This is a genomic window from Amphritea atlantica (assembly GCF_024347255.1).
Lineage (GTDB): Bacteria > Pseudomonadota > Gammaproteobacteria > Pseudomonadales > Balneatricaceae > Amphritea > Amphritea atlantica.
In genome coordinates, this window is record NZ_AP025284.1 from 3,497,933 (window position 1) to 3,511,238 (window position 13,306).

12 protein-coding genes and 1 pseudogene are annotated in these 13,306 nt (G+C 44.0%); 2 read left to right on the top strand and 11 right to left on the bottom strand.

Annotation, left to right across the window (positions count from 1 at the left end):
• Positions 1–68 precede the first annotated feature (68 nt).
• From OCU43_RS16215 to OCU43_RS16245, 7 genes are all read right to left on the bottom strand, one after another.
• Entirely contained in the window at positions 69–386 is a 318-nt protein-coding gene (locus OCU43_RS16215) for a DUF2834 domain-containing protein (RefSeq protein WP_091361050.1), read from the bottom strand.
• A gap of 15 nt (positions 387–401) precedes the next feature.
• Positions 402–758, bottom strand: coding sequence for a hypothetical protein (locus OCU43_RS16220; protein WP_091361052.1), 357 nt, complete (start codon positions 756–758; stop codon positions 402–404).
• A gap of 739 nt (positions 759–1,497) precedes the next feature.
• Entirely contained in the window at positions 1,498–2,820 is a 1,323-nt protein-coding gene (locus OCU43_RS16225; protein ID WP_091361054.1) for a methyl-accepting chemotaxis protein, read from the bottom strand.
• Between the two features lie 454 nt (positions 2,821–3,274).
• The gene (locus OCU43_RS16230; RefSeq protein ID WP_175483588.1) at positions 3,275–3,913 is read right to left on the bottom strand and encodes an HAD family hydrolase; all 639 of its coding nucleotides are present in this window, start codon (positions 3,911–3,913) and stop codon (positions 3,275–3,277) included.
• 94 nt (positions 3,914–4,007) lie between these two features.
• The gene (locus tag OCU43_RS16235) at positions 4,008–4,301 is read right to left on the bottom strand and encodes a cupin domain-containing protein (RefSeq protein ID WP_175483589.1); all 294 of its coding nucleotides are present in this window, start codon (positions 4,299–4,301) and stop codon (positions 4,008–4,010) included.
• A gap of 90 nt (positions 4,302–4,391) precedes the next feature.
• Positions 4,392–4,793, bottom strand: a complete 402-nt coding sequence (locus OCU43_RS16240; protein WP_175483590.1) for an MAPEG family protein — start codon at positions 4,791–4,793, stop codon at positions 4,392–4,394.
• Positions 4,794–5,170: 377 nt separating this feature from the next.
• Complete coding sequence (locus OCU43_RS16245; protein WP_091361060.1) at positions 5,171–7,747, bottom strand: bifunctional diguanylate cyclase/phosphodiesterase; 2,577 nt, start codon at positions 7,745–7,747, stop codon at positions 5,171–5,173.
• 547 nt (positions 7,748–8,294) lie between these two features.
• On the opposite strand from OCU43_RS16245, the pseudogene OCU43_RS16250 reads away from it, so the two are divergent.
• Positions 8,295–8,629: pseudogene (locus OCU43_RS16250) on the top strand (IS110 family transposase); the annotation flags it as partial.
• A gap of 157 nt (positions 8,630–8,786) precedes the next feature.
• Here OCU43_RS16250 and OCU43_RS16255 read toward each other — a convergent pair.
• Complete coding sequence (locus OCU43_RS16255) at positions 8,787–9,698, bottom strand: aldo/keto reductase family protein (RefSeq protein ID WP_091361062.1); 912 nt, start codon at positions 9,696–9,698, stop codon at positions 8,787–8,789.
• A gap of 171 nt (positions 9,699–9,869) precedes the next feature.
• On the opposite strand from OCU43_RS16255, the gene OCU43_RS16260 reads away from it, so the two are divergent.
• On the top strand, positions 9,870–10,757 hold the full coding sequence (locus OCU43_RS16260) for an AraC family transcriptional regulator (RefSeq protein ID WP_091361064.1): 888 nt from the start codon (positions 9,870–9,872) through the stop codon (positions 10,755–10,757).
• Positions 10,758–11,083: 326 nt separating this feature from the next.
• Here the strand turns inward: OCU43_RS16260 and OCU43_RS16265 are convergent, their stop codons facing one another.
• The 3 genes from OCU43_RS16265 to OCU43_RS16275 form a co-directional block, all read right to left on the bottom strand.
• Positions 11,084–11,683: a hypothetical protein gene (locus OCU43_RS16265; RefSeq protein WP_091361065.1), complete on the bottom strand. Its 600-nt coding sequence runs from the start codon at positions 11,681–11,683 to the stop codon at positions 11,084–11,086.
• 76 nt (positions 11,684–11,759) lie between these two features.
• On the bottom strand, positions 11,760–12,116 hold the full coding sequence (locus tag OCU43_RS16270) for a hypothetical protein (protein ID WP_091361067.1): 357 nt from the start codon (positions 12,114–12,116) through the stop codon (positions 11,760–11,762).
• 85 nt (positions 12,117–12,201) lie between these two features.
• Positions 12,202–12,996 carry a hypothetical protein gene (locus tag OCU43_RS16275; RefSeq protein WP_091361069.1) on the bottom strand — a complete coding sequence of 265 codons (795 nt, stop codon included), beginning with the start codon at positions 12,994–12,996 and terminating at the stop codon, positions 12,202–12,204.
• Positions 12,997–13,306 lie beyond the last annotated feature (310 nt).

The following is a 13,306-nucleotide window of genomic DNA, read 5'->3' on the forward strand; positions in this document are numbered from 1 at the left end:
GACCCAACGTCAAAGGCGAGTGCCATCGCTCTCACCAAAGCAGCACCAACCGTACCCCGAGGCGATGGTTATGTGTTGCTCTCAATATGGAGATCTCTCAAGTAAAGAAACAGTGGCAGCCCCAAAGACACCCCGATGCTCAATGTGGCAACGACAGGCAGCCAGAGATGCGGCATCTGAATACGCTTACTTTCAGTGAATATGAAGACCAGCAAAACGACTGCTGAAATAATGACATCCCAACCGAAGAAAGCGCCGATTCTTGTAGAGAATAGTTCCTGAATGAATAGCGGTATATCAACCCCGTGCTCCGCTACCCAGGGTACAAATTGAGATAAAGGCAATAAGGTACCGAAAACGCATAAAATCAGATAAAGGTATTTCACTTTCTTACTTCTCCTTTATGCATGATATGAACAACCTTCGATTAACACCTTGCCATCCCGCTCTCTAAAGCCATAGATAAGAAGACCTGGCGCTTCCCGATTTTCAAGGTCTACCTTCCATATCGCAATGACGTGATCAGGGTTTCTGTGGATAGTCACCAGATCAGCTATTGTGTGTTTTCCGTACACATCGTAGTTTTCTTCTATCTGCCGATTAAATTCCTCTTCAGGAAAGTGCTCTGAAGGGTTTTCATCAAAAAAATATTGAATAAAATCGCGATAACTCTTTGTATTCCATGCGTTCTCAGTATGTTCCGCTAATGGCTGCACTATATCCAGTATTTCCTTATCACTCAGACCTGCCAATCTCATTTCATTCTCCTTTAAATAACGATCGCTGTGCCGCCGTTGGTTATAGGTTATAAGCCAATGACTCTCAAGGCCACATCAGCCTCGGTATAGTCCCGAATCGATTGGGGCTGCTAATGCGATGCCCGGTAGAGATAAAATTATAGCCCAGCGTCTCAGATGCTTTCTGATCCCAGGGCCCGTCCTCAAGGCAGGTTATTGAATCATAACGACCATTGCCCGCCAGCCTTTCAGCCAACCGCATAATCTCTATTCTGCTGTCGTGATCTGAGGATGAAGCCAATGGTATGAGTGGAAAGCTAAGGCCTGCAGCATTGAGCTATCCTTCGCTCCGATACTTCAAAGGCTCAATATCCCTTCTGAAACGGGGTTCAGCAAAATGAAAGCAACTGGCTTAATGCAACGGACACTCAGCTCATTTTGAATTATCGACGCTATAAGGGATCTGTTCGCCTGAAGATCGCTAAAATCACGCGAAACACCTTGATACAGAAAGAAAATGGAGATTAAAAACGCCAGTCAATTGAATAACTGGCTCGATTGAATACTTAGATTAAAAGCTGAACAACAAGTCACTTTTTAACATGGGAGGTCTGTTGTGGTCACTGCTAAATCCTGAAAGCAGTATGCTCTCTGGGTATATTGAACCTCTTGCCTAATGACCTCTACAACAATACTAATGACGGTCTACTGCATCTTTTTTCTTGGCCAATACCTGGCACTTTTTCAGTTTTACCTTACGTTATGACACATTCTCAACCTCAATTAAGGTCATCTCTTTCTTATCAGCATCATCGATTAATCCGTCAATTTTTCTCATGCTTTCCAGCTGGGCCTGGAGTTTCACTGAAAGCGCACTCAGCTCAGAAGCAGAGAGGGAAGTCTCTTCCGCAGATGCTGCCGTCGAGTGAGTTACATCACCAATTTCTAACATTCCCTGATTTACCTGGCTCAACCCTCTCGCCTGACTTTGCGATGCATTATCTATTTCTTTGATGGTGTCTGAGATAGTTGCCACATGCTTAACAATCTCGCTCAACGCACTCACACATTTTTGTGATACTGAACTTCCCTTTTCGATATTTTCGACTGATGACTGAATATATTGCGCCGACTCGCTAGCAGCTGTTGTACTGCGCTCAGCAAGTTTTCTGACTTCATCTGCTACCACAGCAAAACCGCGGCCCATTTCGCCTGCCCGGGCAGCCTCGATGGAAGCATTAAGTGCGAGTAAATTAGTCTGAGATGCTATGTCATTAATGACATTAATAATGTCACTAATCGCTTCGCTTGAACGATTAATTTTCTCCATCGCATGCTCTAGTTCGCTTATTTCATCGGAGGCCATGATCGCAGCTCGCTGCGCCTCAGACGAGATTGCGCTGGCCATTAAGGCACGCTCGGCATTGTCATTGGCCTGGGCAAGGATCTCATTGAGCGAGTTGCCGATTTGAGAAATAGAGTTCGCTTGCTGGTTTGACCCTACTGTCAGAGCATTGCTGGCAACACTAAGCTCGTTTGCACCTGTTGTGAGGTTTTCACTGATCGCATCCACATCTTTATACACGGCTTTTAGCGCAACCTTTTCTGACACTTCCTGTACATATTCAACATGACCTATCTCGTCGCCATCTAATCCCCTGATGTAAAAAGTGTCTACACGAAAATCTTTCTCCCACTGGTTAAAGAAAGTGCTCTGATTTCCTTTTCTTAAACAGTTCACGCCACAATCTTCGGTGTTACAGATGTTTGCTCCCCAGTTTGAGCAGTGCTGTCCGAGTATATCCTCACGTTTTACTCCCAGGGGATCGGTAGCCGCTCGATTGACAAACGTCCACTTCATATCCAGGTCAGTAACAGAGAGTGGGTTTGGGATAGCATCAAGAATCTGCTCATAAAAGTTGAACTGCTCTCTTGCCGAATGATCCATTTTTATCAGACAGCCTAACAACAACGCCTGCACTGCGACCAGGAGCAGCAAACTTGTGTTTTCTATCGAGAATAGCAATGCAACTACTATAGATACAGCGTTGATACCCAAAGCCAGACGGTAATATTTTTTCATTTTATTTCTTCTTATGGACCACTCTCACGATAATTACTAATCGCCAATTAGTGATTAGTAATAATTAGGTGTATCGACGCCCCTTATCCAGGCACCTGATTGATATATAATTAAGCATACCCTGGAGCAATAAATCAACAATTCACTAAAGCACCTGGGGTCCAGGCGATCAAACATGTAACCATCCTGTGTATATCGGACCACATACGATGTCCGGGAGAGACCCACTGAGTCGGGACAAACCCTGGATTGAATGGGCCAAAGCCCTTGTTGATCGTTATTTTCAAAGTAGAGTAAAGGGCTTTACCCCCTTTGACTTAATTCACAATAAACAAATTTATGTCGCATGAAAAAGTTGGGTTGTATTAACTTCAAAAAATAACGGCTGGGACACGCGCAGACTCGAAACCGCAAAGCGGAAGAAAAACGGACGCTGTGCCGCGTTGGTTATAGGTTATAAGCCAATGTATCTCAGGGCCACATCGGCTTCGGTATAGTCCCGAATCGATTGGAGGCTGCTAATGCGATGCCCGACAGAGATAAAATTATAACCCAGCGTCTCAGATGCTTTCTGATCCCAGGGCCCGTCCCCAAAGTAGGTTCTTGAATCATAATGATCAGTGCCCACAAGCCTTTCGGCCAACCGCATAATCTCTATTCTGCTGTTGTGATCGGAAGACGAAGCCAAGGGTATGGATGGGAAACTAAGGCCTGCCGCATTGAGTTTCATTCTGGCGGATTCAGCCCAGCCACCAGTGGCAAAAGCGACAGAGACATTCTGGCGGGAAACAAGCTGCGATAAAAAGTTATACGCTCCCGGGATCGGTGATACTTCGTGGCAAGAAATGTAATCCGCTACCCGACTGACGAACTGCTCTTTAACTTTCGCTTCGATACGCTCTCTGTCACTGTGAAAGCCCGACTCTGCGACTATCTCGGCAAGAATCCCGGAATCGGTGACGTGACGATAGCAACTCCAGTCAGAGCCTATAGCGATACCCAATACGTCCCTGATCGCTGCCTGAAAGCACTCCGTATCAAAATCGTATGATTCGACCAGCGTTCCATCTATGTCGAACATGATTAGATGCACAATCTCTCCCTACCTTATAACGCTTGCAGCAGCTACGCCGTTAGTGAGTCAGGTGGAGGCCACATTTTTGTCGCCGAAGCTAAGCTGCTTGTTGTTATTGTGCTGGCACAAAGTCGTAAGCACCCTTTTGAACCAGAAGATACTCTGATGTTGAATCACATAAATTAATTAGAAAATGTGGTTCTTCAGGCTTTATTTCGTATATGTTACCCGGAACCAGGACCTCTGTTTTACTACTGTCATCAAATCTTATTTCCAGCTTCCCCGCCAGACAGACAACATTTTCAACTACCTCAGTGTGATAGTGATTTGGCGAAATCTCTCCTGGAGCCAGAGAGATGCGTGCCACCCTTGCCCCTTCCATTTTTATCAGATCAATCCTGGTCATTAAACGTCCTCTTACGTTGGTTAACGCGGCCATCACAGGTCCGGCGTCAGCGAGATCCAGCCCATGTGATTTTCGCATGGGCAATTATGCTTAGGCAGCCACTTGCAGTACAAGCCAACCTCCCACGATAACAAAAGCCACGTGTTGTATAAGCATGCCTATACCGCGAATAAATGGGGTGGACGTGTAGAGCATTCCACCTGCATGTAATAGCCTGCTGATAAGGAAGGCACTCGCAAGACCGAGAACGAGAGTTTTCTCTCCTCCGTCGTACTCAACGAGACCGAGTGCAATAAGCGCCATAGGGGCGTACTCGATGAAATTGCCATGTGCCCGGATCTTGCGGCGCAGCGTTTCATCCCCACCATCGCCAAATGTAAGACCACCAGAAAAACCGCCGATCTTTGCTCGGCTTATCGAGATTTGAAGACTCAAAGGCACCATGAGTAATGTAAAGATGCCCGCGAGTAATGACGTGATTGGCAAGTCCATACTGATTCTCCTTTTGTCTGCCTGACGAGACTGTCGGAGTAGATATTTTGGCACAAAAATATCCATCTACCCCAGCCTTCCCCTGTCCGTTTAAACCTATTGCCTGGAAGTATTGATAGTTTTTACTCCGGCTCAAACACGTCTATATTCTGTTGTAACGTTTTCCAGACCTATCCGATTAAAGGCGTCACAATACGTACTGGAAGGCTATCATCAGATTAAAGGAGGCAAAGCCCTTTTTGATTATAACTATTGATCACTGCGATCAAGTTACAGTAAAGGGCTTTGATCCTTTGACTTCAGGAACCATTAGCCAGCTCATGCCTGAATGCTGCATGGACACCATAAAAAATCACTCAAATAATCTAATGCCCGGTTTATTTTAACAACGCTTCAAACGGCTGTGCCGGCATTGGGCGGTTGAGGTAATACCCCTGATAATAATCACATGAATGATCCGCCAGAAATGTCAGTTGGTCTGCCGTTTCAACGCCTTCCGCCACAACTTTCATATTCAGACCATGAGCCATTAAAATACAAGCCGTCACTAGTTGGTTATGGCTTTTATCTATATCTAAATCGGCTACGAATGCCCGGTCAATTTTTAGCAGATCAAACGGATAATGTTTCAGATAGGAGAGAGAAGAATAACCGGTCCCAAAATCATCAATTGCCAGTGATATGCCTAATTCTTTAATTTGGTTAAGAATATACCGGGCATACTGGTCATCCTCGATAAGAATACCTTCCGTAATCTCCAAGCATAGCTGCTCTGCGGGGTAACCCGTGTCACTCAGAATACCCTGCAATACATTAATAAAATCATACTGCCTTAACTGCCTGGGAGAGATATTAATGGCAAGTCTGAATGCCCGATACCCATTCGCAATCCACTCAGCCCCTTGCTGACACGCCGTACGAATAATCCAATTACCAATCTCAATGATAAGCCCTGTGTTTTCGGCGATAGGAATAAACTTGTCCGGCCCGACACAGCCAAGTTCTTTTGAATTCCAACGGACCAGTACTTCAGCGGACACCAGGTTGATCTCTCCATCCTGATACGCATACACCGGTTGATAATTCAGCAGCAACTCCTCGTTTTCCAGCGCTTTCCTGAGATATTGTTCCATCTCCAGCTTATACCCAGCATTACGCCCCATCTCTTCTGAATAATATTCAAAATACCCCTGATTACCGATCTCACGACACCGATACATTGCTAATTCCGCATTTTGCAATAAACCTATAGCTTTATCACCATGTTGAGGGTAGATGGATACTCCAAAAGTGGCCGATAGTGAAACGCCATATTGGTCGATCACAAACTCCTCATTAAATACGTTATGTAAGCGTTCTACAGCTTTATAAAGTTCTCTTGTGCCCCCAAAGTTTTGCAGTAATATAATGAACTCATCCCCACCGTGACGCAGAAGGCTGTCCTGGTCCTCTAATCCACCACGTAAACGTCTGGTAGCAGACGTTAATAATTTATCACCAAACTGATGACCAAGGCTGTCATTGAAGCGTTTAAAGTTGTCCAGATCGATATAAACGACAGCAAAAATAGATCCACTTTTTTCAGCATCCTCGATGAAGAAGTTCAATCGATCAATAACCAGTGAATTACTTTGAGAAAGATCCCGAATGCAACAAACGCGGACTTTTTCACCTTTTATGGCGCTGTCACGGGCACAGACTTCCATTGGGAAAATCTCACCTCCCCTCCTTTTTCCCTCAAGGTCATAAGGACGTTCGTAACCGATAGACATATGATGATGGGCCGTAGAAATACATTCTTCAGCCATAAAACTCCATATATCTTTTCCAATCAGATATTCTTCCGGGTAATCAAAAATCTCCGCTGAAGCTTTATTAGTATCCAAAATAATGCCGTCTTTATGGATCAAAACACCTTCATTCGTCAGTTCAGCAAGCTGTCTGAGTCGCTCTTCACTATTCATCAGTTCCTGCTCTGCCTCCTTAAGGAATTGCAGATCCCTGGTACCCACTTTATACAGCATCAATGATGCGGCAGACGCCAGAAGAAACATTAAGGAAACAAGAGGCACGACCGTATCGTCGAGCCAATAAAACTCATGAGCCTGATTAAGATAGAGCAGTTGCCACCCTGGCATGGTTTTCAGCTCAGACTGGCCGACGATAAAGGTAACTTCAAGCTTTTCGCTGTAGAGGCGCTGCTCTTTAATCTCGTCATGAAAGCCAAGTGAAGCTATCGGATTAATTCCGAATTGTTTTGATGCAATAATTTCGCTCATACGCGCTTCAGGAATGGGCCACAATGAACACATTTCCCAGCTTTTGTCGCTACTTGCGAAGACAACACCATCAGGGCTGATTAAAACCGCAGTGCCTTCCAGGTTGTGAATGTCAGACTCAAGGTTTTCCATAGGGACTTTGATGACAGCTACCCCTAATATGGAGGAATTCTCACTTTCAATACGACTACTGAAATACAGTCCCCTTTTTTTAGTCACTGTCCCTAAAGCCGCATATACATCCCCCCCGCGCTTCAGAGCCTGCGTGAAATAGGGACGAAATGAATAGTTATACCCTTCTAAGGAGTTGTTTTGATCCGGTCCACGGTTATCCACCACTGTAAGACCATCAGGCTTGATTAAGTAACAAAGGCTTGCTTGTCCCTTGTCACAAAACTGATACAACAAGTACTTACTTTTTATATAACCCTGCTCGCGAGACTCAGACATCGTGCCTACTATATCCGGTAAGGATGCAAGAGTTCGGCTGGCCCTGATATATCTTTCTATAGCCGTATCGAGTTTCACTGCAATAAGGCTTGCAGTCGTGTCAGCGGACTGCTCCTCTTTCTCTATATTGGAGTTGACCGATTGTTCGTAGAAGAGAAACACCCCTACCACAGCCGTCAGGCAACTGAACAAGGTTAGAAAAAGTAGAATACTACGCAGATTCATATTATTTTCTCGGGTGCATTAAACTCAATATAGCTCACAAACCGCACCGGGATGCGACACGTAGCTTCGATAATGACTCAAAGATACGGAAGGGCTATTTTCATCGACCAGTTCGAACCATTAGCCATTGCCCGGAATTGCTTTTGGTTGGATATCCCTTAATGGGGTGCAGCAAGGAAGTTTTGTCGCCAAATCAGATATCAGCTGATAGCGATGTTTATCGAAGCTCTTTGAAGATGGAATGCATAAACAACCTGAAAACGTAACCGTTATCAGGGCAAGAATGATGAAGCAACCTATAAACATCCTTTGATTCCTTAAAAGCCAGACAGGGGTATAAAGGGTCAAGCCTCCCACCTATATATAAAAAGTAATGGGAAATGGAAGACTTTTCCCAGTGGATAATGATAAACGCTGTGTCCGAGGTGGCCGCCATCACACACGCACAGTGATGTTTATGGCCACGCTCTCTTTGATACAGTTCAATCCTACCCTATATTTTTATCAGTGTTATTCAGGTTGTCATCATTCTGGGGATGGGCTTTCCAGCGAGCATTCCAGTAGCGGGCATCGAAGACAAGGCAGTATCACCAAGTGCGGTAATGGCCGCGCCGGACGTTTATTGATTGAAGGGGCACATAGCTATCGTTTCAGCGCTAATATCTCAACCGAGTTACAGAAACGACAAGAGCCGTTGAGTAAAGAGATCATGGATATAGACTGGAAAGCACAGCTAAAGCTCTGCTGGCGTTATCAGCGGTTAATCAAGCGGGGGAAACATCCGATGTCTCTGTCACAGCCATCGCCCGAGAGATGGTGGAGTATATCTGGGCGATTGCCAGCAAAGCTGATCGTCATCCTAAATACTATGCTGAAAAATGAGGAGCGCAGGAATGAAAAATCAGCCTGACATTATTGACAGAACACCACTGTCACTTATGCGATTTATGTAACGCTTGCACGCTCCTTTGAAGTAACCAACCAACGAGTGTTGCAAAAACCAAAAAAGGGCAGTCAATCGGCCAGCCCCTAAACCACTCTATTTAAGCGGATCGGCAACTTCCATTGGGTTTAAGCCATTTGCCGCCCAAGCGATAGCCTGGTTTTGATTAAGCTGATCCAGGCGAACCATGTCTTGATCTGAAATGCTAAAATCAAAAACATTTAAGTTATCGCGAATACGCTCAGGTTTACTGCTTTTTGTGAGTACACAATAGCCGTGCTGCATACCCCATCTTAATAGTAATTTGGCTTGGGGCACCTTCATACGGTTGGCCATTTCGTTAAGCACGACCTGACTTTCCGCTTTGATTTCTGCCAAAACCTCACCACCTTGTCCATCTTCCATTCGCCAGCTCGCTAGAGGTGCCAGCGAGCTATAGGCTATAGGCACAATCCCTTTTGGGCCCATAAACTCAGTCAACTCGACTTGGGCGCAAAGTGGGTGAAATTCAACCTGGTTGGCTTCTGGCAACGCCAACCCGGCGTCCATTATTTCGTCAAGGCGCGCAATATTGTAATTCGCCACACCGATGTGCTTGGTTAACCCCAGCTTTTTCAGCTCCATACACGCTTGCCACTGCTCTAATCTAAGGCTGGAAAACGGCGCGTGAATCATATACATATCCACATAATCCAATTGCAGCTCGGTCAATTGATGCTTCAGGGTGTTAATGGTGTCGTCGAATGTTTTCTCGGCAGAGCCCCACGGCGCGTAGCCCGGAAACAGCTTAGTCGTAACAAATATTTCATCGCGGGAAATGCCAGCGGCTTTTATGGCTTTACCCGTACCAACCTCGTTATTGTAGCCTTGCGCCGAATCAATATGGCGAAATCCAGCCTGTAAGGCATCACATACACATACCTCTGCTTGCTCAGTGGTAAGCTGATACGTACCAAAGCCAACCAACGGCATACCCAATTTATTGCGAGTTGTTTGTGACATGTCCATAGTTAATCCTGAATATCGAATGAAGGCAACTATATTTATAGTCCATTTAAGCTAATAAAAATTGGCTAATAATCCGTTTAACTTGCACAATAATCCAAACTTAAAGATTATTAGTAAAATTCGCGCTATATTTCTGTTGGCACTTATTTATCAACGCATGTGAAGCTAACTATGGCCATTGACTCTCTGCTCACCCTTACCCAAAACTGCATCCAGCGCCAGAACGCTCTTGGCCGCTATCTGCACTTTGACTACAGCAAGTTAGTGATAGTCTCCTTTTGCACCCCCACACCGATTGAATCTTCGGTGTATCAACCGCTGTTATGCCTGGTGCTACAGGGTGAAAAACAAGTCTCTGCCGGCGAGCACCAAGTACGCTGTAGCCAAGCCAGAATGATTTTGGTGAGCCACCATATTCCCGTGATTTCGCAGATCACTCAGGCATCAGATCAAACGCCCTACGTAGCGGTCATTTTGCCATTAGATCGAGAAAAGCTATTGCGTTATTTTGACCCAACACACACGACGCGTCCGGTAGATGATAGTGCTGCCATCGGTTGCCACCAGGTGCCAAACGAAGTAGCACAGGCACTAGGTCGATTGATTGAATTAGCGAACGAGCCAACCCTTGCGCCAATGATTGCGCCCTTAATTGAAGACGAAATTCACGCGCGTTTGATGCATTCAGAGATCGGCCAGCGGCTAATGCGTTTGGTATGGCATAGTGATAAATCAGCGCAAGTGGCCAAAATCATCAAACTCATCAACGACGATCTTAGCAAAAACCTATCCATCGCTGAGTTAGCCAAAGAATCTGGCATGAGCCGCTCTGCCTTGCATCAACATTTCAAGGCCATCACTGGCATGAGTCCACTCGCCTATACCAAAGAGCTACGCTTACTGAAAGCACAAACCCTGGTGCGCGAAAGCTCGCGCCCAATCGCCTCGATTGGCTTTGATGTCGGCTACGACAACCACGCCCAATTCAGCCGCGAATACGCTAGAAAATTCGATAAATCGCCACGTCAGGATAGAGCCACAGCGGCAGGAATTAGTTAGATTTTTGGAGAGAGTCTTCGGAGGGGGAAGCTATAGCTGTATTATTCAGGTTATATCTTGACCAACTTACTCAGCCCCGATTGATTCTGTGGCATAACTAACTGCGATTAATGTTTCGAGATTAAAGGGGTCAAAAAGGGCTTGACCCCTTTAACTTGAGATTCCAAAATATCTTAGCGCCTCTTTCACCCCCGACCACATGTAAATTTTCTAGCAACTTCGTCAGTTTAATCAGATATATAAGCTGTTGAGCATGAGACAAGAAAATAAATCTGTTCCTTTCCCCTTTTTGGCCGATGTGAATTTAAGTCTCTTGCAATACGATTTCAATTAACTGAATCAGTCATTTGCAAATCATCCATACTGGACCATAGCAATATTACTTTTTGTCCAGGAGTTTCTTCGGCACTTGTTGCTACAAAGCCGTGTTTTACAGCCCAAACCATGATAGGTTTCCCAAAGATATTTGTCCCGAAGTCATGCTGTTTTTGTAAGTCTAAACGTGGGTACCTTGCAAGTTTTCGACCAAGAAAATCCTGGACTTTACCAAATGAACTGCCGGGAAACTCTATTCTTATGTTTGTAAGTTTATTCTTGTAAAAGAAAAAGCTTACCAGTCGTGCAGGAATATTGTCAAAAGCAGACCCGATATAGGCATCACATACATAATCTGACTTTCCTATTCTTTGCTCTTTTTTAGGATTCCCATAGCATTTAAGCTCGTGACCTCTATTCTTATACTCTCTAAGAATATCAGATTGCTTTCTGGAGGAAAGCGAATCAAGCGCGACAATAAAGTCTGGCGTTCCTATCCGAGAAAACCAATTGGAAATTTCATATTTAAAATGTAGTGGTAAATTAGTATAGGTTGCTGATCCTGCGAAGAATATAACAACACTTATTGAGATTAACTTTAGTATTCTCATGAAAGTCCCTATTTCGTATAACACTAACAGCAGTTGAGCTCATTGAGCGTCAACTGCTTTCCTTGTTAAGCCTTATCTAAATCACACCAGCACATTGAGCAAACTTCATTGAAATTATGCCTACCGACTCCTTGCCATAGAAAAAATCAGGTGCATCTATGAAGACGCTTTCATTACAACGACTGGTTTGACTTTCTAACTTGCTAAGGCACGCTGAGGTGCTTGAACCACCGGTCTCTTGAAAGTAACTGTCATTACAAAACCTAGTAGCAAGAAGTAAGGCTCCTTTCTTAACCTCATCTTGGGAAGCTTGATCACCTTCAGCTTTGTCGAGCACTTCTTGATAAGTCGTTATTTGAACTTCCGACTGCTGGTTGTTCATATATAAATAATAACCACCTATTAACAGACCAATGATTAATAAATATTTCAATGTTCTTTCCTCCTTAAAAGGTTATTTTAAAAAACGTCTAACAAAGTTGTCGATTGCTGTTACTTGTTAGGTGCAACCCTTTTTTTCATTCATTCAATTCTTTTGTAAATGAAATGATTTTCAACTCACAATATTCTGCAACATCTTCATACATTGGATTTTCTTGGGCAAGAGATCTATAAATTAGCACGTATAAACTTAACGACAGCATAGCAGTAATTTTAAGAATCTTATCACTTTGCTCTCCAATTAACTCGTAAGAAGAAGTGGAATTAGGCATAGCATGAACGATTGATGTGAGCTCTTCATATAATGGATAGACCTCTAATAGCAAGCTGGGGGCTGATACTGATCTAGATTTTTCCTCTAGCATCCAGTCTAACATTTTATATATTTTAAATGAGTTTGTTTCTCTCTCGACCTCTCTGCGGGAACTTCCATTTGAAACCAACTCCATTCGCTGCATAAACGCGAATATATTGGGAATAGGACTGCCCCCTTGAACCTTAATTTGTTTATTTAAGGAAGCTGCATATCTAATTTTTTCAAGGTCACCCTCCATCCCTAGATAATCCTTGCCAATATCATCGGATGAATCAGAAATCATTTTCATCCAAATATACATAGCCTTTACAGAATGCTCAATACATGACCTATAAAGTATACCAATAGAATAAAACTCCTCTATGCAGTAGAGGTCGAAAACACCTATTCTTAAGCTATTTATTTTTGGCAAGAAAGAAACTAAAGAAAACAATGATCTTGGTTTACTAGATGACAATATCGTTTTTTCCAGATCATCTTTCGAATAAATAATCGGAAACTCATCAAGACCTCTTGAATATTCTTCAAAGAATTCTGTGATATTGAATTTCTTCATAAATTATTCCTACCCTCACCACTATCCGGTAACTTGCAGTCACCTAACATTTCAATTCTATGCGTGCGCGTTTTGACACCGCAAGACAGAGGATGAGAGAGTCATATCTATCTGAACTGAAAGAGTAATTCTGAAGCACGTTGCTTTTCATCCCCTGAAAACACGCCAGCACGGTTTGCTGTTTTTAGTGGCACATGTTGTTACCGGCCATATTTCCTATCTATCTGATAATGCACCACTTCTAAAGGTTATTCCAGTGCCTGAAGCAACGTTCAGGTGCCTGAGACGGAATCCATTGAATAGCCATAAC

Coding starts and splice junctions, on each gene's coding strand:
- OCU43_RS16255 (WP_091361062.1), bottom strand. CDS start 9,698: ATGGACATGTCACAAACAACTCGCAATAAATTGGGTATGCCGTTGGTT.
- OCU43_RS16260 (WP_091361064.1), top strand. CDS start 9,870: ATGGCCATTGACTCTCTGCTCACCCTTACCCAAAACTGCATCCAGCGC.
- OCU43_RS16220 (WP_091361052.1), bottom strand. CDS start 758: ATGAGATTGGCAGGTCTGAGTGATAAGGAAATACTGGATATAGTGCAG.
- OCU43_RS16240 (WP_175483590.1), bottom strand. CDS start 4,793: ATGGACTTGCCAATCACGTCATTACTCGCGGGCATCTTTACATTACTC.
- OCU43_RS16245 (WP_091361060.1), bottom strand. CDS start 7,747: ATGAATCTGCGTAGTATTCTACTTTTTCTAACCTTGTTCAGTTGCCTG.
- OCU43_RS16235 (WP_175483589.1), bottom strand. CDS start 4,301: ATGACCAGGATTGATCTGATAAAAATGGAAGGGGCAAGGGTGGCACGC.
- OCU43_RS16225 (WP_091361054.1), bottom strand. CDS start 2,820: ATGAAAAAATATTACCGTCTGGCTTTGGGTATCAACGCTGTATCTATA.
- OCU43_RS16275 (WP_091361069.1), bottom strand. CDS start 12,996: ATGAAGAAATTCAATATCACAGAATTCTTTGAAGAATATTCAAGAGGT.
- OCU43_RS16265 (WP_091361065.1), bottom strand. CDS start 11,683: ATGAGAATACTAAAGTTAATCTCAATAAGTGTTGTTATATTCTTCGCA.